Annotated in this window: 20 protein-coding genes; 9 read left to right on the plus strand and 11 right to left on the minus strand. The window is 69.0% G+C overall.

The window, feature by feature from the left end; genetic code table 11:
* The first annotated feature begins 109 nt into the window (after nucleotides 1-109).
* The gene (locus tag AOZ06_RS20035; RefSeq protein WP_218922025.1) at nucleotides 110-625 is read left to right on the plus strand and encodes a VOC family protein; all 516 of its coding nucleotides are present in this window, start codon (nucleotides 110-112) and stop codon (nucleotides 623-625) included.
* Here AOZ06_RS20035 and AOZ06_RS20040 read toward each other — a convergent pair.
* The gene (locus AOZ06_RS20040) at nucleotides 615-1,370 is read right to left on the minus strand and encodes a hypothetical protein (protein WP_054290805.1); all 756 of its coding nucleotides are present in this window, start codon (nucleotides 1,368-1,370) and stop codon (nucleotides 615-617) included. The two genes, AOZ06_RS20035 and AOZ06_RS20040, sit on opposite strands and share 11 nt — an antisense overlap.
* Before the next feature lie 121 nt (nucleotides 1,371-1,491).
* Here AOZ06_RS20040 and AOZ06_RS20045 point away from each other — a divergent pair, with 121 nt between their 5' ends.
* From AOZ06_RS20045 to AOZ06_RS20060, 4 genes are all read left to right on the plus strand, one after another.
* The gene (locus tag AOZ06_RS20045) at nucleotides 1,492-1,941 is read left to right on the plus strand and encodes an Lrp/AsnC family transcriptional regulator (protein WP_054290806.1); all 450 of its coding nucleotides are present in this window, start codon (nucleotides 1,492-1,494) and stop codon (nucleotides 1,939-1,941) included.
* Nucleotides 1,942-2,077: 136 nt separating this feature from the next.
* Complete coding sequence (locus tag AOZ06_RS20050) at nucleotides 2,078-3,610, plus strand: alpha/beta hydrolase (protein ID WP_236952302.1); 1,533 nt, start codon at nucleotides 2,078-2,080, stop codon at nucleotides 3,608-3,610.
* Nucleotides 3,611-3,711: 101 nt separating this feature from the next.
* Nucleotides 3,712-4,293, plus strand: coding sequence for a TetR/AcrR family transcriptional regulator (locus tag AOZ06_RS20055; protein ID WP_054290808.1), 582 nt, complete (start codon nucleotides 3,712-3,714; stop codon nucleotides 4,291-4,293).
* A gap of 56 nt (nucleotides 4,294-4,349) precedes the next feature.
* The gene (locus AOZ06_RS20060; protein WP_054290809.1) at nucleotides 4,350-5,261 is read left to right on the plus strand and encodes a DNA-3-methyladenine glycosylase family protein; all 912 of its coding nucleotides are present in this window, start codon (nucleotides 4,350-4,352) and stop codon (nucleotides 5,259-5,261) included.
* Nucleotides 5,262-5,266: 5 nt separating this feature from the next.
* Here AOZ06_RS20060 and AOZ06_RS20065 read toward each other — a convergent pair whose 3' ends face one another.
* Both AOZ06_RS20065 and AOZ06_RS20070 read right to left on the minus strand, forming a co-directional pair.
* Nucleotides 5,267-5,722 (minus strand): hypothetical protein, encoded by a 456-nt coding sequence (locus AOZ06_RS20065; RefSeq protein ID WP_054290810.1) that lies wholly within the window; start codon nucleotides 5,720-5,722, stop codon nucleotides 5,267-5,269.
* On the minus strand, nucleotides 5,719-6,312 hold the full coding sequence (locus tag AOZ06_RS20070; protein ID WP_236952304.1) for a TetR/AcrR family transcriptional regulator: 594 nt from the start codon (nucleotides 6,310-6,312) through the stop codon (nucleotides 5,719-5,721). The genes AOZ06_RS20065 and AOZ06_RS20070 overlap by 4 nt, the downstream gene beginning before the upstream one ends.
* Before the next feature lie 57 nt (nucleotides 6,313-6,369).
* On the opposite strand from AOZ06_RS20070, the gene AOZ06_RS20075 reads away from it, so the two are divergent.
* Nucleotides 6,370-7,008 (plus strand): O-methyltransferase, encoded by a 639-nt coding sequence (locus tag AOZ06_RS20075; protein ID WP_054290811.1) that lies wholly within the window; start codon nucleotides 6,370-6,372, stop codon nucleotides 7,006-7,008.
* A 56-nt stretch (nucleotides 7,009-7,064) separates the two neighbouring features.
* Here the strand turns inward: AOZ06_RS20075 and AOZ06_RS20080 are convergent, their stop codons facing one another.
* Entirely contained in the window at nucleotides 7,065-9,881 is a 2,817-nt protein-coding gene (locus AOZ06_RS20080; RefSeq protein WP_054296769.1) for an aconitate hydratase, read from the minus strand.
* A 158-nt stretch (nucleotides 9,882-10,039) separates the two neighbouring features.
* On the opposite strand from AOZ06_RS20080, the gene AOZ06_RS20085 reads away from it, so the two are divergent.
* Complete coding sequence (locus AOZ06_RS20085; protein ID WP_054290812.1) at nucleotides 10,040-10,402, plus strand: VOC family protein; 363 nt, start codon at nucleotides 10,040-10,042, stop codon at nucleotides 10,400-10,402.
* 32 nt (nucleotides 10,403-10,434) lie between these two features.
* Here AOZ06_RS20085 and AOZ06_RS20090 read toward each other — a convergent pair whose 3' ends face one another.
* The 3 genes from AOZ06_RS20090 to AOZ06_RS20100 form a co-directional block, all read right to left on the minus strand.
* The gene (locus AOZ06_RS20090) at nucleotides 10,435-11,283 is read right to left on the minus strand and encodes an LLM class flavin-dependent oxidoreductase (protein WP_054290813.1); all 849 of its coding nucleotides are present in this window, start codon (nucleotides 11,281-11,283) and stop codon (nucleotides 10,435-10,437) included.
* Between the two features lie 92 nt (nucleotides 11,284-11,375).
* On the minus strand, nucleotides 11,376-12,815 hold the full coding sequence (locus tag AOZ06_RS20095; RefSeq protein WP_054290814.1) for a hypothetical protein: 1,440 nt from the start codon (nucleotides 12,813-12,815) through the stop codon (nucleotides 11,376-11,378).
* The gene (locus tag AOZ06_RS20100; protein WP_157233127.1) at nucleotides 12,812-13,285 is read right to left on the minus strand and encodes a hypothetical protein; all 474 of its coding nucleotides are present in this window, start codon (nucleotides 13,283-13,285) and stop codon (nucleotides 12,812-12,814) included. The genes AOZ06_RS20095 and AOZ06_RS20100 overlap by 4 nt, the downstream gene beginning before the upstream one ends.
* Before the next feature lie 213 nt (nucleotides 13,286-13,498).
* Here AOZ06_RS20100 and AOZ06_RS20105 point away from each other — a divergent pair, with 213 nt between their 5' ends.
* The gene (locus AOZ06_RS20105; RefSeq protein WP_054296770.1) at nucleotides 13,499-14,836 is read left to right on the plus strand and encodes an NlpC/P60 family protein; all 1,338 of its coding nucleotides are present in this window, start codon (nucleotides 13,499-13,501) and stop codon (nucleotides 14,834-14,836) included.
* A 6-nt stretch (nucleotides 14,837-14,842) separates the two neighbouring features.
* Here the strand turns inward: AOZ06_RS20105 and AOZ06_RS20110 are convergent, their stop codons facing one another.
* The gene (locus AOZ06_RS20110; RefSeq protein ID WP_054290816.1) at nucleotides 14,843-15,847 is read right to left on the minus strand and encodes an NADP-dependent oxidoreductase; all 1,005 of its coding nucleotides are present in this window, start codon (nucleotides 15,845-15,847) and stop codon (nucleotides 14,843-14,845) included.
* A gap of 128 nt (nucleotides 15,848-15,975) precedes the next feature.
* Between AOZ06_RS20110 and AOZ06_RS20115 the strand changes: the two genes are divergently transcribed.
* On the plus strand, nucleotides 15,976-16,866 hold the full coding sequence (locus AOZ06_RS20115; RefSeq protein WP_054296771.1) for a LysR family transcriptional regulator: 891 nt from the start codon (nucleotides 15,976-15,978) through the stop codon (nucleotides 16,864-16,866).
* Between the two features lie 44 nt (nucleotides 16,867-16,910).
* Here the strand turns inward: AOZ06_RS20115 and AOZ06_RS20120 are convergent, their stop codons facing one another.
* The 3 genes from AOZ06_RS20120 to AOZ06_RS20130 are packed head-to-tail and all read right to left on the minus strand — an operon-like array spanning nucleotide 16,911 to nucleotide 19,769.
* Complete coding sequence (locus tag AOZ06_RS20120; protein ID WP_054290817.1) at nucleotides 16,911-17,366, minus strand: PPOX class F420-dependent oxidoreductase; 456 nt, start codon at nucleotides 17,364-17,366, stop codon at nucleotides 16,911-16,913.
* Nucleotides 17,367-17,385: 19 nt separating this feature from the next.
* Complete coding sequence (locus AOZ06_RS20125; RefSeq protein ID WP_054290818.1) at nucleotides 17,386-18,846, minus strand: flavin-containing monooxygenase; 1,461 nt, start codon at nucleotides 18,844-18,846, stop codon at nucleotides 17,386-17,388.
* A complete protein-coding gene (locus AOZ06_RS20130; protein ID WP_054290819.1) occupies nucleotides 18,843-19,769 on the minus strand; it encodes a hypothetical protein in 927 nt (308 codons plus the stop codon). The genes AOZ06_RS20125 and AOZ06_RS20130 overlap by 4 nt, the downstream gene beginning before the upstream one ends.
* Nucleotides 19,770-19,772: the final 3 nt, after the last annotated feature.

The following is a 19,772-nucleotide window of genomic DNA, read 5'->3' on the forward strand; positions in this document are numbered from 1 at the left end:
TTCGGACTCAGCGGAGTCCGAAACTTGGCCGACCCCCGCAGATAATTCAGGACAGGATCTGGCCGCAAAGCCTCGTAGGGTGGTCGCTGACAACGCGGAAGGAACGATGATGACCACCACCCCAGCTGGCTACACCACTGTCGCACCCTGGATCTCCACCCAGGACACGGGAGCGCTGCTCGACTTCGTCAAGGCTGCCTTCGACGGCGTCGAACTCGGCCGGGTGCCGTTGGCGGACGGCAGCATCGGGCACGCCGAGATCCGGGTCGGTGACACCGTCCTGCTCGCCTTCGACCAGCGCGAGGACTGGCCGCACATGCCGTCGCTGCTGCGGGTGTTCGTACCGGACGCCGACGCGGCCTTCGCCGCGGCCCTTGATGCCGGGGCACGCGAGGTGACCGCGCTGACCAACAACGCCTTCGGCCAGCGCGGCGGCAGGATCCGTGACCCGTTCGGCAACATCTGGTGGGTCATCGCCAACGTCGAGACCGTCACGCCCGAGGAAGGCATGCGCCGCCTCGACCTGCCCGAGTACCAGGAGCAGATGCGCTACGCCCAGGAAACCCTCGACATCGAACTCAGTGGCCGCGCGCAGGGCCGCGCCAGCGAGGTCGTCAAACCGTAGTGGTCCGGCGTGAACGCAGGCCGCGCGTGGTGAGGTCGGTGATCACCAGCGCGGCCACGCCGAGCCCGAACGCGGTCAGCGGGCCGAGCGGAACCATCGCCACCGCCACGACAACGAGGAAAGCCATGGTGCTGGCGGCGGAGATCAGGACACCGGTCAGCAGCCCGACAGCCGCCGCGCCACCGGACGAGCGGTGCATGGAAGGCGCCAGGACAAGGGAAACCATGGGCAGTGCGGCCAAGGCGCCTGCGAGAACCGGCCCGAGCAACGGAGTCGTCGCGGTGAGCAGCACGACAAGCCCGCCAGCGGCGACCACCCGCACTGGCAGGTCCCAGCGCGACGGCCGGCCTGGTTCGGCGGCGGCGAGGGCCGGGCGGTACAGGATCGCCGCGATCGGTGCGGCCACGCAGAGCCACAGGCTGTTGGCGAGGATGGCGGCTGCGGCGACCATCAATCCACAGAGGACGGACAGGGACAGTGCCGCGGCCGGTCCGATGTGCACGGCCGCTGTGGCGTAGGCGAGGCAGAACACCACGACCGTCAGCTGTCCCAGTGCTGCGCCGTGGGCCGCGCTGGCCGCGGTTCCCGGTCCGGCCTCGAGCCAGATCAGCGTGAGGAACGGACCTGTGGTCAAGGGGAGTCCGAGGAGGCGTCCGCTGAAGCGCGGGCCGATCCGCTTGGCGGTGAGCGAGGCGATCAGGATCAGGGACGGGGTCAGGGTGACCTTGAGCAGGAGGACCTCCATGCCTTCGACTCTGGCACCGTTTTCGCCGAAATTGGCTCGGAATCCACGGCTGGCACGGCTTTGATCCCGAGAAAATCTCGGTGGATGGCCGCTATCGCCGAGATTGACTAGGATCACCCGGATGGACCGCATCGATCGGGAGCTGCTGGCCGCGTTGATCAACGACGGCAGGGCCACCTACCAGGAACTCGGCCGCCTGGTCCGGCTGTCGTCCAACACCGTCGCCGACCGGATCCGGCGGCTGCGCAAGGACGGCGTCATCCGCGGGTACCGCGCCGAACTCGACTACGCCGTGCTCGGCCGGGACATGCAGATCATGAGCGACATCCGCCTGCAGGACACGGTCGACCCCGCCGAGTTCGAACGCGGGCTCGACGACGTGCCGCAGGTGATCTCGGCCAGCAGACTGACCGGCGAGTACAACTACCAGCTGCGGATCGTCTGCGCGAACGCCCTCGAACTGGAGGGCATCATCGACCGGCTCAAGAAGCACAACGGCGTCCGGCAGGCCCACAGCCGCTTGGTCCTGCACGAAGTCCCATTGGCCCGTGATCGAATCCTGGGCGCCTGACCTTCCTCCGTTGGCAGGTACCTGGGCACTGCGGTGCGTGTGAGGCTGGCTGCTTCCTGTGTCAGTCACCAGGTGCCAGGAGGGGTGGGACTTGACCATCAGAAGACGTATCGCGGTACTTGTCAGCATTCTGGCCGTGGGGTCCGGGTTGTCCGCACCGGCAGCCGTTGCCGGACAGCAACAACCGGCCACACCGCCCGTTCAGTGGGGCGCGTGCCCGGACGACGCGCTCCAGGGGGTTCCGCCGGCTGAGCGGCCGTTGTTCAGCTGTGCCACGCACGCCGTGCCGCTGGACCACGACAACCCACGCAAGGGCAACATCTCGCTGGCGCTCATGCGCCGCGCTGCGGGAAACCAGGCGCAGCGCATCGGTTCGCTGTTCCTCAACCCGGGCGGGCCCGGCGGCAGCGGGTGGTCCCTGCCGGCGATCGGCAACCTGATCTTCGAACCCGAGGTGCTCGACCGGTTCGACCTCGTCGGGTTCGACCCGCGCGGCGTCGCGCAGAGCACCCCGTTGCGCTGCTTCAAGACCAACGAGGAAGCCGCTTCGGTCTTCGGCCGGATGTCCGTGGTGCCTGTCACCAGGCAACAGATCCACGACACGGTGGCCGCGAACGCCGGCTACTCCGACTTCTGCGCGCGCAACGCGGGCGACCTGCTCGAGCACATGTCAACCAAGGACGTCGCCCGCGACCTCGACCTGCTGCGGCAAGCGGTCGGCGACAAGAAGCTGAACTACGTCGGCTTCTCCTACGGCACGCTGCTCGGCGCCACCTACGCGGCCATGTTCCCGCACAGGTCCCGCGCGATCATCCTCGACGGCAACGTCGACCCGAAGCTGCGGACGACCAACGGCCTGAAGTACGACAGCGGCCGGGCGCAGGGCTTCGAGATCGCCCTGGACGCGTTCCTCAAGCGCTGCAAGGCCGAGGGCGACAAGTGCGTGTTCAGCGGGGGCGACCCGCGGGCGAAGTTCGACGAGATCCGCACCTACCTGCACACGCGGGACATCACGGTGCCGGACTTCGGGCCGGTCGGGCTCGACCAGTTCACCGCCATGGTCGCCGGCGTCCTGTACACGTCGTCCGCGTTCAAACCGCTCGCCGAGTTCCTCCAGCAGGCCTACGACGTGCTGCACCCGCCGGTCGCACCGCAGGTCGTGCAGGGCGACCTGTCCGTGCTCAAGCAGGGCGCCAAGCGCGGCAAGTACGACACACGCGCGGGCACCCCGTTCGAGGGCGACGACTCGTACCAGGCCGTGAACTGCAGCGACAAGCCGTTCCCGCCCGTGCCGGAGCTCGTTCCGTTGCTGGCCAGGCAATGGGACCGCGAGTCGCCGACGTTCGGCCGGTTCCAGATCTTCACCGACCCGCTCGCCTGCGCCACGTGGCCGGTGAAGCACGCCGACGCGTTCCGCGGGCCGTGGGACCGCGAGACCGAGAACCCCGTCCTGGTGATCGGGAACTACTACGACCCGGCCACGCGGTACGACTTCGCCAAGCAGATGGCCCGCCAGCTCGGCAACGCCGTGCTGCTCAGCGTCGACTCGTTCGGCCACTGCATCCTCGGCGAATCGGCCTGCGCGGACAAGGCGGCGGCGAAGTACCTGATCACGCTGGAGGCGCCGAAGCCGGGCCAGGTCTGCCAGCCTGACGCACAACCGTTCTGACAAGCGCAAGACACTGTTACGCGACAGCGGCCGTCAAGTCTTTTGCCTGACGGCCGCTGATCGTTAGGCTGCGAGATCCCTCTATCTCGCGGAGGTGGCTCGTGGCCGGGACGGTGAAGCCACGCCGGCGCCAGGCCCGTGGCCAGCGGCGGATGGCGCAGCTGCTGGACGCGGCCGAGGAGGTGTTCGCCGCCGACGGGTTCCACGCCGCGACGACCAACGCGATCGCGGTCACCGCGGGCGTCTCCCCGGGCACGCTGTACCAGTTCTTCCCGAACAAGGAGTCGATGGCCACGGAGCTGGCCGACCGTTACGTCGCCGCGCTCGCCGCGGCGCACGCCCCGGACGCGCTGGTCGCCGGCGTGCCGCTGGACGACGTGATCGACAGGATGGTCGACCCGGCGATCCGGATCGCGGGCGAGCACCGGGCGTTCGAGGCGATGTTCCGCGCCCAGCCGTGTGACCAGCTGCGGGCCGCCGTGACCGGCAACGTCGACAGGACGATCGCGGCACGGGTGCCCGCGCTGGACCCGAGCAGGCGGCGGCTGATCGCGACCGTCACCGTGCGGATCTTCGACGCGTTGCTGCCCGCCATCCTCGCGGCGTCCGGCCGGGCGCGAGCCGAGCTCACCGGCGAGCTGAAGCGCGTGCTCAGGGCGTACCTGCTGGACGTCTCGGACTGACCGCCCGGGAACTGTCGTACCCCTCTGCGATGGTGTCGGCAGGGAGGAGATGGCACATGATCACCGGATGGCTCGACCTGCCGTTCACCGGTCCGTTCGACCTGGCCGCGTCGGCGCGGTTCATCGAGGGGTTCACGCCGAGCAGGTCCTTCACGGACGAATCGGCCCGGTTGCGGCTGGCGTTCCCGGCCTCGCCGTCGTGGCGGCCGGTCGGTGCCCTGGTGCGCCAGCAGGAGCCGGACGGGGCGGTCGAGGTGCGGCTGAACGCCGAGGAGGAGGACGTCGCAGCCGCGGCCGAGCACGTCCGGCGGATCCTGTCGCTGGACGTGGACGGGACGGGTTTTCCCGCATTGGCCGGGTGCGATCCCGTGGTCGGCGAGTTGCAGTCCGCCGCGCCGGGCCTGCGACCAGTGCTGTTCCACTCGCCGTACGAGGCAGCGTGCTGGTCGGTGGTCGGCCAGCGGGTCCGGATGGCGCAAGCCGCCGAGCTCAGGAGCCAAATCGCGCGTAGGGTCGGTACCAAGGTCGCCGTGCCGGCCGGGACTGGCGAACTGCCGGGGATACAGCTCGACACGTTCCCGGCCCCACGGCGGCTCCTGTCTCTGGGGCGTGTCCCACTGTTACCCGAGGTCAAGAGTGCGCGGCTGTTCGGGATCGCCGAAGCCGCGCTGGCCGGAGCGCTGGACGCCGGCACACTGCGGGCGTTGCCCGCCGTGCAGGCGTTGCGTTTCCTGGCCACGCTGCCCGGTATCGGACCGTTCTCCGCGCAGCTGATCCTGTTGCGCGGCGCGGGCCATCCCGACGTGTTCGCCACCGCGGAGCCGCGGCTGCACCAGGCCATCACGACCGCCTACGGCCTGGTGAACCCGTCGCTCGACGAACTCGAACACGTGGCCGAGGGCTGGCGGCCGTATCGCACGTGGGTGTCGGTGTTGTTACGGGCGAGGAGCGAGCTGGCGCGGACGTAGCCGGGTCAGATGTGGGCGAGCACCTGGCGGACCGGGTGGCCCAGTGCCTCGGCGAACCCGGCGAGTTCCGCGTCGGTGAACCAGTCGCGGTCCGGTGTCCAGATCGCGATCTCGAACCGGGCGAACCCGCACGGCCAGTCGTAGCCGATGGCGTCGAGTGTCGTCTCGGCGCCGCAGCACGGCACTGTCACGTCCAGGGCGTCGAATCCGCGCATGTGGTTGTGCTCCAACAGGTCCGCGAACCACTCGATGCCGATCGAGGCGTGACACGCCGGACACGTGATCCGTTGGAGGTTCTCAGCGCAGTCGATGACCGCGATGCGGTCGTGCCAGGTGGTTTCGATGCGCACGTCGTCGCCGGGCGTCAGGGTCGCCGCGAGCGCGGCGGCACGTCCGGCTGCCGCCTTGCCCGGCTGCCAGTGCGGATCGGCCGGGATGACCGACACCACGTCGTCACTCATCGCGAGATCGAACCAAGGAAGTCGGTGACCAACGCGTCGACATACTCGGTGGAGACGTCGTCGCCGGTGACGAGCACGCGGTAGTACAACGGTCCGAAGAGCCGGTCGGCGGCGACCTCGGCATCCAGGTCAGCCGCGACCTCACCCCGCTCGGCGGCGCGCTCGAACAGGGATTTCTCCTTGGCGCGCAGAGGATCCACGCATTCGGCGCGGAATCTGGCCGCCGTCGCGGGGTCGTGCTGCGCCTGCCCGGCCAGCGCGCGGAAGACGGCCCCCTGGTCGGTGCGGGTCAACATGACGGCGAGAGTCTCGGCGTAGTGGCGCAGGTCTGTCGCGAGGGTGCCGGTGTCCGCCATGGCCAGGTACTTGCGGATGTCGCCGACGAGGGCCTCCATCAGGATGTCCACTTTCGACGGCCACCAGCGGTAGATCGTCTGCTTGGCCACTCCGGCACGCGCCGCGACGCCCTCGATGGTGAAGCCCGCGAACCCGCGTTCGACCAGCAGGTCGTCCGCCGCCTCCAGCACGGCCTGGCGGGCCTCCTCGCTGCGACCGTGCCGGTTGCCGTGGTGCCGCTGCGTCTTCGTCACGTCACGCAGCCTAGCCAGCCCTAGACTGGACGCAACGTTGCGTCTACTCTGGAGGTTATGACGAACTCCCTCAGGACTCCGCAAGTCAGTGCCGTGCTCGATCGGTTGTTCGCTGCCGCCGACGAAGACGCGGCACGGCCACCACGGCCGAATCCCGGCGACGCACAGGGCCGGGCCGACGCGATGCAAGACATCTACATGCCCGTCTCGGTGGCGGGCGGCAAGCTGCTCTACGCGCTGACTCGCGCGGCCCGGCCGGGGACCGTCGTGGAATTCGGAACGTCCTACGGGATCTCCACGATCCACCTGGCCGCGGCCGTCGCCGACAACGGCATCGGGCACGTCTACGGCAGCGAGATGAGCGCGACGAAACTCGACGCGGCCCGGCTGAACATCAAGGAAGCCGGGCTCGGCGCCCACGCGACCATCCTCGCCGGCGACGCCCGCGAGACGTTCGAGGCGATCGAGGGACCGATCGGCTTCGTGCTGCTGGACGGCTGGAAAGAGCTCACCGGGGACGTGCTGCGGCTGCTGGAGCCCAAGCTGGCGCCCGGGGCGCTCGTCGTGGCCGATGACATCACGTTCCCCACGATGGCCGACCACCTCGCCTACGTCCGCGACCCGGCCAACGGCTACGTCAGCATGGAGTTCCCGGTCGAGGACGGCATGGAGATCAGCTGCTACACAGGCGCCTGAAACAGCGAAAAACCGCCAGGGCGACGAGCGCCCCGGCGGTTTCCTCGCTCAGTTGGTCAGGAACGGACCATCTTGCGCAGCACGTACTGCATGATGCCGCCGTTGCGGTAGTAGTCCGCCTCGCCGGGGGTGTCGATGCGCACGACCGCGTCGAACTCGACCTTGCCGCCGTCGGTCTTCGTGGCCGTGACCTTGACCGTGCGCGGGGTCTCGCCGTCGTTGAGCTTGGTGACACCGCTGAAGTCGAACGTCTCCGTGCCGTCCAGGCCCAGCGACGACACCGACTCGCCCTCGGGGAACTGCAGCGGCAGCACGCCCATGCCGATCAGGTTCGACCGGTGGATGCGCTCGAACGACTCCGCGATGACCGCGCGCACACCGAGCAGCGACGTGCCCTTCGCGGCCCAGTCACGCGACGAACCCGAGCCGTACTCCTTGCCGGCCAGCACAACCAGCGGGACACCGGCTTCGGCGTACGCCACCGAAGCGTCGTAGATGGTGGTCTGCGGCGCGCCGTCGGCGAGGAAGTTGCGCGTGAAGCCACCCTGCACGTCGTCCAGCAGCAGGTTGCGCAGCCGGATGTTGGCGAACGTGCCGCGGATCATCACCTCGTGGTTGCCGCGGCGGGAACCGTACGAGTTGAAGTCCTTGCGCTGCACGCCGTGCTCGGTCAGGTACTTCCCGGCGGGGGAGTCCTGCTTGATCGCACCGGCGGGGGAGATGTGGTCGGTGGTCACCGAGTCACCCAGCAGCGCGAGCACCCGGGCACCGTCGATGTCGGTCACCGGCGACGGGTCGTTCTTCATGCCCTCGAAGTACGGTGGCTTGCGCACGTACGTCGAGTCGTCCGCCCACTCGAACGTGTTGCCGGTCGGCGTCGGCAGCGAACGCCACCGCTCGTCGCCGTGGAACACGTCCGCGTAGTCGTTGGTGAACATCTCCGAGGTGATGGAGGAGGCGATCGTCTCCTGGATCTCCTGCGGGGTGGGCCAGATGTCCGCCAGGTACACCGGCTCGCCGTCGGAGCCCGTGCCGATCGGGTCGGCCACGATGTCCATGTCCATCGACCCGGCGAGGGCGTACGCCACCACCAGCGGCGGGCTGGCCAGGTAGTTCATCTTGATGTCCGGGTTGATCCGGCCCTCGAAGTTGCGGTTGCCCGACAGCACCGACACCAGCGCGAGGTCCTGGTCCTGCGCGGCCTGCGAGATCTCGTCCTGCAGCGGGCCGGAGTTGCCGATGCACGTGGTGCAGCCGTAGCCGACCAGGTGGAAGCCCAGCTTCTCCAGGTACGGCAGCAGACCGGCGCGCTCGTAGTAGTCCATGACGACCTTGGAGCCCGGCGCCAGCGTGGTCTTCACCCACGGCTTGCGGGTGAGCCCCTTCTCCACGGCCTTCTTGGCCAGCAGCGCGGCACCGATCATCACCGACGGGTTCGAGGTGTTGGTGCAGGAGGTGATCGCGGCGATCGCGACCGCACCGTGGTCGAGCTCGAAGGTGTTGCCGTCCACCGTGACCGTGGTCGGCGTGGACGGGCGGCCGTGGCTGCCCTCGGCGGCGGAGTACGCCACGCGCGGCTTGCCGTCGCCGTTCTCGCCCTCGTGCAACGCGGGCGGGTCGCTCGCCGGGAAGGACTCGTCGCTGGCCTCGTCCACACCGGACTTCGCGGGCTCCTCGGTGTGCGAGACGTAGTTGCCGAGCGCGCCGCGGAAGGCGGGCTTCGACTCGGCCAGCGCGATCCGGTCCTGCGGACGCTTCGGGCCGGCGATCGACGGGACCACAGTGGACAGGTCGAGTTCGAGCGTCTCGGAGTAGGCGGCCTCGGTCGACGGGTCGTGCCACATGCCCTGTTCCTTGGCGTACGCCTCGACCAGCGCCAGCTGCTCCTCGGAACGGCCGGTCAGCTTCAGGTAGTCGATGGTCTCGCCGTCGATCGGGAAGATCGCGCAGGTGGAGCCGAACTCGGGGCTCATGTTGCCGATCGTGGCGCGGTTGGCCAGCGGGACAGCGCCGACGCCGGTGCCGTAGAACTCGACGAACTTGCCGACCACGCCGTGCTTGCGCAGCATCTCGGTGATCGTCAGCACGAGGTCGGTCGCGGTGGCGCCCGCGGGCAGCTCACCGTGCAGCTTGAAGCCGACGACCCGGGGGATCAGCATGGAGACCGGCTGGCCCAGCATGGCGGCCTCGGCCTCGATGCCACCGACACCCCAGCCCAGCACGCCGATGCCGTTGACCATGGTGGTGTGGCTGTCGGTGCCGACAAGGGTGTCCGGGTAGGCCTGGCCGTTGCGGGTCATCACGACGCGGGCCAGGTGCTCGATGTTGACCTGGTGCACGATGCCGGTGCCCGGCGGCACGACCTTGAACTCGGAGAACGCGGTCTGGCCCCAGCGCAGGAACTGGTAACGCTCCTTGTTGCGCTCGTACTCCAGGTCGACGTTGCGCTCGAACGCGTCGGGGCGGCCGAAGATGTCGGCGATCACCGAGTGGTCGATCACCAGTTCGGCCGGGGCGAGCGGGTTGACCTTGTCGGGGTCGCCGCCCAGCTGGGTGACGGCCTCGCGCATGGTGGCGAGGTCGACGATGCAGGGAACGCCGGTGAAGTCCTGCATGACCACGCGGGCCGGGGTGAACTGGATCTCGGTCGCGGGCTCGGCGCTCGGGTCCCATCCCGCGAGGGCACGGACGTGGTCGGCGGTGATGTTCGCGCCGTCCTCGGTCCGCAGCAGGTTCTCCAGCAGGATTTTCAGGCTGTACGGCAGGCGCTCGGCGCCCTCGACCGCGTTCAGCCGGAACACCTCGTATGAGGTGTCGCCGACCGTCAGCGTGCCGCGGGCACCGAAGCTGTCCTTGCTCGCAGGTGCAGTCACGTCCAACTCCATCTCGCGCGCCGGTGCGGGTGGTGGCAAAGTCAGTTCGGTTGGGCCGAGTCTCGCGCATCCCCGCCGGACTCGCAGACCCCGGGCCCCACCTTCGCTCTTAACAGTACGCTTGTCCTGTATTCGACGACAAGGCGGGGTGGAGAGACATGATTCACCATGTCCAGGTGGCGTGTCCGGCGGACAGCGAAGATCGACTGCGTGCGTTCTACCACGGCGTGCTCGGGTGGCCGGAGTTGCCGAAGCCGCCGCTGCTGGCCGCACGCGGCGGGTGCTGGTTCCAGGTGCCGGGTGGCGGCGAGCTGCACGCCGGGGTGGAGGCGGACTTCCGGCCCGCCCGCAAGGCCCACCCGGCGTTCGTGGTGGATCTCGACGTGGTCGTCGCGGCCCTGGACCGCGCCGGGTGTGAGGTGGTGCGGGCCGACCCCGCGCAGATCCCCGGCCGTCGCCGGCTGCACACCTACGACGCGGTGGGCAACCGGATCGAGTTCATCCACCACGACGGACACTGACCAGCTGCGAAGCCGCCCGGCGAGAACTGGGACTAGATCAGCGACCGTGCCTCCGCGAGCAGCTCGCACTGCTTGCGCCAGTCCGTGCCGGAGAGCCCGAACACCAGGTGGTCGGCTCCGGCGGCCTGGAAGGCGGCGATCCGCTCGGCCGCCTCGCGCGGTGTGCCCGTGATCGGGATCCTCGCGGCCCGTTCCACCGGCATGCCGTACGCCTCGGCGATGCCCATCGCGATCTCGGCCTTCGCGTCCTCGTCCGGGCCGAGCCGGCCGGTCGTGCCCACCGCGATGGTCAGCCGCCCGCCGATCTTCGCCGCGCCCTTGGCGACGTCCTCCGGCGTGATCAGGGACGGGAACCAGCCGTCGCCGTAGCGGACCGCGCGTTCGATCGCGATCGCCGACGCGTTGCCGATCCAGAACGGCGGCCGGGACACGGCGGGAGCCAGTGCCACGCCGACCTCGTCGACGTGCTCGCCTGCGAGGAGGCGGGGCAGCAGGCGCAGCGCTGTGTCCGTGCGCCGGCCTCGCTGGCTGAACGGGACCCCTGCCGCCTCCCACTGTTTCGCGCCACCGCCTGAGCCGAGCCCGAGTACCAGGCGGCCCTGCGACACGTACTGCAGGCTCGCCACCTGCTTGGCTGCCCACGCCAGCGGCCTGATCGCCGGTACGAAGACGCTCGCGCCGATCTTCACGCGTTTCGTCGCGGTCGCCGCGACTGTCAGGCCGATCGCGAGGTCCAGCACCGGCCTGCCGATGGCCAGGTGGTCACCGTGCCACACGCTGGCGAGTCCCACGTCCTCCGCGTGCCGCGCCGCTGCCGCCAGGTCGAGCTTCTCGTCCTGCTGCACCGCCAGTGACGGCAGGACGACTCCGATGTCCACCATGTCCCCCAGTTTCCAACTTCAAGCCCGGTTGAGGTCAACCGGACATGGCAACGGCCCGGCACCCAGGCGCCGGGCCGTTGTCGGTCACTTCGTTACTTCATGCCCTTGAGCAGGCCCTCGATGTCGCCTGGCTGCAGGCCACGCATGATCTGCAGGAAGACCTCGAAGAAGCTGCGGCCCGGGCTGACGTACCACTTGCCGTCGACCTTCGTGGTCACCACGCCGACGCCTTCCTTGAAGACGCTCTCGGTGATGTGGGTGATCGCCGTGACGGCCGCCTTCGGCATCTTGCTCGAGCCGATCTCCTTGGCCATGTCCGCCGCGCAGAACTTGGTGGTCTGCCCCTGCGGGTCCTTGACCTCGTAGCAGTCACCGATGCGCGAGATGGTGCCCTGCTCGCCCTCGACAGTCAGCGTGATCGACTTGAGGACCACCTTCGTGCCGCCGGTGGTCTCCTTGGTCTCGGTCTCCAGCTTGTCGACCTTCGCGCCGGTCGGCTCCAGGTCACCGATCGCGCTGATCAGCGCGGGGCCCGCGTCGTGCAGCGCGCCCATCTCGTCCGGCGGGACCAGTTCGATCAGGCGCTCGATCCTGGCTTCGAGCGCGGCGTCGACGAACTGCTTCACCGCTTCTTCCGGACTGCCGGCGCCGTTGGCCGGCACCGACGTGGCAGGCCACTTCTTCTTGCCGTCCAGCAGCGCGTAGTCCGCGATGGTGTAGAAGAGGCTCGGGTGCCACTGGTCGCCGACCTTGACCGTCGCGATCCGGATCGGCTGCTTGCTGCGCTGCACGAGCTTGCCGATGTCGATCTTCTGGGTCTGGCCGGCCGGGGCGTCGACGCCGTTCGGGAAGACCTCGTCGAGGAACTTGTCGTTGAACGGCAGGTCCCGCATGTCCGAGTTGATCTCGATCTGGCCCTCGGTCAGCATGTTGATCTCGAGGTGGTCGTTGACGACCTGCTTCTTGGCCTCGTCGAACTTCAGGCCGGTCGCCTTCAGGCCGCCGATCTTGTTCGGGTCCGCGTCGGCCTTGTACACGCCGAGCCGCTTGAGCTCGTCGGTCATCTGCGTGTTGGTGTCGCGCAGCAGCGCCGCCTCCGCGGGCGGCAGCACCGTGAACAGACCGGCCACGTCACCGGCGTTGATCTTGTTGACCAGGTTCTCCGCGGCCGCGGTGGGCGTCGGCGCGCCCTCGGCGACGGTGTCGCTCTGCCGGATCGCCAGGAAGTACACCAGGCCACCCGCGACGAGCGCGACCACCGCGACGAGCACACCGACGATCAGGCCGGTCTTCTTCTTGGGCGGCGGCGGGTACCCGGGCGGGCCGTAGTCCTGCTGCGGGTACCCGGGCTGCTGGTACGCCTGCTGACCGGGGTCCTGCGGGTAACCCTGTTGCGGATACCCCTGGCCGGGATCCTGCTGTGGGTAACCGCCCGGCTGCGCCGGGAACCCGCCGCTCGGCTGCCCCGGCTGCTGCGGGGGCTGGTTCGGATCGTTCGGCTGCCACTGGCCGCCGGAAGGCGGATAGGTCACAGGTCCCCTCCAGATTGCTGGTACTGCTTCACCCGGTTGCGCTGCGTGACGAGGACGATGACCGCGCCGAGCAGTGCCAGCACCGCGCCCGACAGCGTTACCGCTGGTCCGCTGCTTGCGATGCCGATCACCCCGCCCTTGTCATCCCCTTGGACGGTGACTGCCCCCGCGATCGTTCCCATCAACAACGCCAAAACGACTGCCAGCACCGCGGCCGTCCGGCGTAGGCGCAGAGCGTACATTGCAATCGCTACGGCAGCCGCTGGTATTACGCCGAGCCAGACGTCCAGCAGGATCCGCAGCGCCGGGAACGCGTCCATGAAACCGAGATGACGGAGAATTCCCAGCGACTGGTAGCTGGTGTAGTGCACGGTACCCGACCGGATCCAGGGCAGGAACGAGCCCAGCACGACGAGCGCGAGACCGGTCGCCGCCGCCACGGCCCCGATCCGGGGCATCAAAGTCCGCACCCGCCCATCGTCCCAACCCCGGAAGATCATCCCCCTTTCGGGTCGAATTCGCACGTCTGGGCTGTCCAAACAGGATTCTGTGATGCACGGTGACTAAGTTGTCACTGTTACGGCACATATCTGCTGTGACAGAAGTGGTGGTCGAGCGAAGGAGGCGCCGTGCGTGTCCGTCGAAACGGCGTTCCGTTCCTCGCCGCTGCGCTGGCGGTGACGATGACGGTGACAATGACGGTGACAATGACGCTGACCATGACGCCGTCCGCGTACGCCGTACCGCCGCCACCGCCCAAGCCGAGCGACCAGGAAGTCAACGACAGCAAGGCCGACAGGGACAGCAAGGCGACGAAGGTCGGCGAGCTGACCAGCAAGCTGGCCGACGCGGAGTCCAAACTGGTCGATCTGCAGGCCACCGTCGAGCTGAAGATGGAAGACGCCAACAAGGCGCTCGTCGACCTGCAGAGCGCGCGGGAGGCCGCCGACCAGGCCCGTGCCGACGCGGCCGCGGCCAAGCAGGAGGCCGACGCGGCGGGCGCGGCGATCCGCAAGGTGCGCGAGGACGTCGACGACTTCGCAGCCGCGAGCTTCCGCCAGGGCAGCACAGTCGGTTCCATGACGGCGTACTTCGGTGCCAAGAGCCCCAAGGACCTCCTGGACCGCGCCGGATTGCTCAACGCGGTGAGCAGCGCCCAACTCGATGCGCTGGAACGGATGCAGCGCGCCCGCGTCGAACAGGCCAACAAGGACTCACGTGCCCGCGCGGCGCTCGAGGTCGCCGACGAGAAGCAAGCCGAGGCGCAGGACGCCAAACGCGTGGCCGACCAGGCGACGGCGGTGGCCGAGCAGGCCCGGCGCGACCAGGCGGGCGAAGCCGCGCAGCTCGAGGCGTTCCGTGCCAGGACCGAGCAGGAACTCGCTGACGCGCAAGCGAAAGTCGGCGGCCTGGAATCCCAGTTGCAGCGCTACCAGCAATGGCTGGCGGCCAAGCAGCGCGAAGACGAGGAACGAGCCAAAGCCGCCGCCGCAGCCGCTGCCGCCGCGGCGGCAGCAGCGGCACAACGGCCCAGTGGCGGCGGAGGTGGCGGTGGTGCCAAACCCAGCCGCCCGGCCCCGGGGCGTCCGCCGATCACCGGCGGGTCGGCCTCGGTCGTCATCGCCCGCGCGCTGTCCCAGCTCGGCGTGCCGTACGCATGGGGCGGTGGCAACGCCAACGGTCCGACGCGCGGTATCCGTGACGGTGGTGTGGCCGACTCGTTCGGCGACTACGCCAAGATCGGCTTCGACTGCTCCGGACTGATGATCTACGCCTTCGCCGGGGTCGGCATCAGACTGCCGCACTACAGCGGATACCAGGCCACGTCGGGACGTCGCGTGCCGCTGTCCCAGATGGCGCCGGGGGACATGCTGTTCTGGGCCACCCGCGGCCGTATCCACCACGTGGCCATGTACATCGGCAACGGCCAGATGGTCGAGGCACCGTACTCGGGATCCCGCGTGCGCATCAGCCCGGTGCGCTACGGCGGGCTGGTCCCGTACGCCACGCGCCTGCTTTGAACGCGGTCATTCCGGCGTGACGCGGACGAGCGTCCTGCCGATGTTCTCGCCACGCAGCATGCCGAGGAACGCGTCGACGATCGTGGGGAAGCCGTCGGCCACGGTCTCGTCGACCGTGATCCTGCCGGACCGCACGTGCGGGACGAGGAATCGTTCGAACTCCTCGCGCGCGTCACCGTGGTCGCGGACGAGGAAGCCTTCCAACCGGATGGCCTTGCCGACGATCACGAAGAGGTTGTGCGGCGCGGCGGGCGGGTCGTCGAGGTTGTTGTACTGCGCGACGGCACCGCACCACGCGATCCTCCCGTGCTGGCGCAGCACGTCGATGGCAGCCGCGAGGTGGTCGCCACCGACGTTGTCGAAGTAGACGTCGATGCCCTCCGGCGCGGCTTTCGCGAGCGAGGCCCGGATCGGGCCGTCGCGGTGGTCGAAAGCGGCGTCGAAACCGAGCCGCGTGGTCAGGTGTTCGACCTTGGCCGCCGAGCCCGCGCTGCCGATGACCCGGCCCGCGTGCAGCAGGCGTGCGATCTGTCCGGCCGCGCTGCCGACCGCCCCGGCCGCCGCCGACACGAACAGGTCCTCGCCGGGCTGCAACCGGGCGACGCGGGTCAGGCCGACGTACGCGGTCAGTCCGGTGCCGCCGAGGACGCCGAGGAAAGCGCTGAGCGGGACCCCGTCCACCGGTGTGACAACCCGGACGTCGGCTTCGCCGAGCACTGCGTGCGTGCACCAGCCGTGCCGGTGGAACACGATGGTTCCGATCGGGAGCGCGGCTGCCTTGGACTCGATCACCCTCCCCAGCGCGCGTCCTTCGAGCCCGGCCCCCTTCGCCCAGTCGCCGCTGTCCATCAGCTCACGCATGTACGGGTCGACCGACAGGTAGATGTTCTCGACGAGGACCTGACCGTCGCCGGGACCGGTCAACGGTTCGGTGACGAACTCGAAGTCCTCCCGTCGCGGCTCGCCCTGGGGACGGCGCACTTGGCGGACGGCACTGAAACTACGGGTCACCGGGATCTCCTTCGGGTGAAATGCCTGGTGGGAACCGTATGCGCGGCATCGGTGCCGCGGCAGACCGCCGCGTCGATGAACGTCCCGTTTCCATGAATCCAGTTCATGGCACGGGTTAGCCTGTGCTGGTGAGTGCCACTGATCTGAGTCCCGGCGAGTTGCGCCTCCTGCTCGCCGTCGAGCGCACCGGCAGTTTCACCGCCGCGGCGGGGGACCGTGGACTGACCCAGTCCGCGGTGTCACACGCTGTGCGTGTCTGCGAGCGCAAGATCGGGGCTGTCCTGTTCGAACGGGGCAGGTCGGGCGCGCGGGTGACCAAGGCCGGGCACCGGGTCCTCGTGCACGCACGGCAGATCCTGCGCCAACTCGACCTGCTGGTCGCCGAGGCGCGGGGCGCGGCCGCGGGAACGCTGACGGGACCGCTGCGCATCGCGGCCTTCCGCAGCGCCGCGGCGCACCTGTTGCCAGTCGCGCTCGATCGCCTGACGGCGGAGCATCCCGGCCTGAGCCCCAAGGTGCTGATCGTGCCGGAACTCGGCAGGGGCACGGCGGGGGAGGTCGCCGACGGTCGCGCGGACGTCGCCATCGCCACGCTCGCCGAGGACTCGCCGCCACCGAGCGGGCTCGTCGCCGGGGAACTGCTGCGTGAGCCGTACCTGCTGGTGCACCCGGCCGGGCATCGGGAACCACGCGGCTTCCCGCTGATCGACTGGGCGGAGAACTGCTCGTCCTACACGCGGGCGTGGTGGGCCCGCCAGGACTGGCTGCCGGAGGCGACTGTCGACGTGGCCGACGACGGCGTCGTGCTGTCGATGGTGGCGCAGGGGATCGGCATGGCCATCCTGCCGAAGCTCAGCCTCATGACCACACCGCCGAGCGTCACCGTCACCCCGCTCGGCGACAACGGCCCGACGCGCCGCATCGTGTACGTGGCCACCCACGCCACCGCCCAATCCTTGGCGGTACGGCAACTGGTCACCGAACTACGCGCGGCGGCAAAGCCGCACACCATGGCTTGACCTGTCCGATCCGGCCGAGCGCGATCCACGGACGACAGCCGTTGTCACGCCTCCGCGCGGCTGTTGTCCGGGCCGAGCGCGGCGGCGGGCAACGGTTCGACGCCGACGATCCGCCGGATCCGGGTGGGCTCGACGAACACGGTCACGCGCTGTTCGCCGGGGATGAGCCACTCGTAGCGATCGGCGCCGAGGTACTTGCCCGCGAGGGCGTCCATCTGGCGGTTTGCCTGCTCGCCTGTGACGAACCGGACGGCCCGGCCGTGGATCTGGACCCGGTCGAACGGATCGGCCTGGTCGACGCTGGACAGGCAGACCCGGGGATCACGGCGGAGGTTGCGTTCCTTGACGCGGCCGACCGTGGTGTTGAACAACACCAGGTCGCCGTCCAGGTCGGCCCACATCGGGCTCACGTGCGGCGAGCCGTCCGCGTTTGTCGTCGCCACGTACCAGATGCGGGATTCGCGGACGATGGCCCGCACCTCGTCTGCCCAGTCGACCACGCGAGCAACGTACCAACGTTCAGCCCGCCGTGGCGAGGTAGTCGTCCGGGTCGAGCTCGGCGAGGTCACGCGCGTACTGGGTGGCGAAACCCGGGTACATGGTGGCGTTGAAGCCGTCCCCGGTCAGGTACCAGCTCCGGCACCCGGAGTTCCACGTCGTGCGGGCCAGCCTGCGTTGCAGGTCGCGGTTGAACTCCTCCTGGACGTCCTTGCGCACTTCGAGGCTGCGCAGCCCGTCGCGTTTGATCAACGCGATCGCCTGGACGATGTAGTTGATCTGCGCCTCGCTGTAGACCAGCAGCGAGTTGTGGCCGGGCCCGGAATTCGGTCCGAGGGTGAAGAACAGGTTCGGGTACCCGGCGACGGCGACACTCTTGTACGCCTTCGCGCCGGACAGCCACTCGTCGGCGAGCACCCGCCCGCCGCAACCGGTGATCGGGAACGGTGTCCCGGCGTTGCACACGTCGAAGCCGGTGGCGAACACGATGCAGTCGACCTCGTGCTCGATGCCTTCGGCCGTGCGGATCCCGTTGGCGGAGATGGCGTAGATCGGCCAGGTGATCAGCTTGCAGTTCGCTGCCTGGAGGGCGGGGTAGTAGTCGCTGGTGATCAGGACGCGTTTGCAGCCCATCCGGTAGTCCGGGGTGAGCCTGCGGCGCAGCCACGGGTCGGACACCGCGCGGCGCAGGTAGAGGCGCGAGATCTGTTGCAGCAGCGTGGTGACGGCGCTGTCCCACACCAAGCCGGTCGCCATCGCCTCGTGGCCGTAGAACAGGGCCTGGCGCAGCGCGGTCTGCGCGCCGGGCACCTTGCGGAACAGGCCGGTCATCCACGACGGGTGGCGGGGGTTGGCCTTGGGCAGCACCCAGCCGGGCGTGCGCTGGAAGACCTTCACGTTGGCCGCGGTGGCGACGAGTTCGGGGACGATCTGCACGGCGCTGGCGCCGGTGCCGACCACCGCGACGTGCTTGCCGGTGAAGTCGTAGCCGTGGTCCCACGCCGAGCTGAGCATCGTGTGCCCGCGGAAGGTCCCGATGCCGTCGATGCCGGGATAGCTCGCGTTGGCCAGGCCGCCGACGGCCGACACCACCGCGCGGGCGGTGAACGTTCGTCCGTCCTGAGTGGACGCGGTCCACGTCGCCGTGTCGTCGTCGTAGGTCAGGCCGGTGATGTCGGTGCCGAAGCGGATGTGTTCGCGCAGCCCGAACTGGTCGGCCATGTGCCTGAGGTGGGCCAGGATCTCAGCGCCGCCGGAGTAGGCGCGTGACCAGTTCGGGTTGGGCACGAAGGAGTACGAGTAGACCAGCGACGGGATGTCGCACGCGGCACCGGGATACGTGTTGTCGCGCCAGGTCCCGCCGACGTCCGCGGCGCGTTCGCAGATCACGAAGTCGGTGATGCCCGCGTGGGACAGGCGGATCGCCGTGCCCAGACCGGAGAAGCCCGCGCCGATGATCAGGACGCCGGTGGCCGTGTTCATCGGTCCACCGGTTCGTGGGTGAGTTCCTTCGACCACGACGGCTGCTTGCCCAGCAGCTTCACCGGGAAGAAGTTGGTCAGCCTGACCAGCGGGTCGGCGAGGAACCGGTGGTACGGGTGGGTCCGGTCGATCACCATCTTGGCCTGCTGCTTGAAAAACTGGTACGCGGGGATCCGCCTGGTGTTGGCGCTGCGGTCACCGTTGCTGGCGAACCGTTTCACGGCGTTGTACAGCTTCTGCTCCGACAGGCCCATCGCGACGATGTTGTCGCGCATCTTGTTCAGCAGCGGCACGAACACCACGATCAGGCCGAGCAGCACCTGTGGTTTGAGCACGGCGGCCGATTCGATCAGCTGCCTGCGCACCGGCCCGGCGCCGACCACGTCGAGTACCTGGAAGTCCACCGCGATGTGCCGTGACTCGTCGGAGTTGATGTGCCGGAACACCTCGTGGCACACCGGGTCGGAGACCTCGTCGAGCAGGAACTTCACCAGCGCGCCGTCCAGCGCGCACTCCAGCATCGGGATCAGCGTGGCCAGCCCGGTCAGCGGCATGTCGTCGCTGAAGTTGTCCAGCACCCAGATCGCCATCCTGACCTGCGCGGTCGGCTCGGGCGTCTCGCCGTCCGCCAGCATGCCCCAGCGTTTCATCAGCGCCAGCTCGGCGTTGGCGTGCTTCTGCTCCTCGGCGTGGAAGTACTTGTAGATCTGCTTGATGGTCCCGGTCGGTGCCTTGTCGGCCAGCGCGGCGAAACCCATCGCGCCGATGTTCTCGATCCACACCAGGTCGGCCATGAACTGCTTGAGCTTGGGCCGTTGCTCGTCGCTGACGGTCTCCGCGCCGGGCGCGTCCCAGTCGATGTCGGCCAGCGACCACTGCTTGTCCTTGATGGTCCGCAACATGGTGTCGAAGTCGTGTGCCATCCG

Source organism: Kibdelosporangium phytohabitans, from assembly GCF_001302585.1.
Taxonomy (GTDB): domain Bacteria; phylum Actinomycetota; class Actinomycetes; order Mycobacteriales; family Pseudonocardiaceae; genus Kibdelosporangium; species Kibdelosporangium phytohabitans.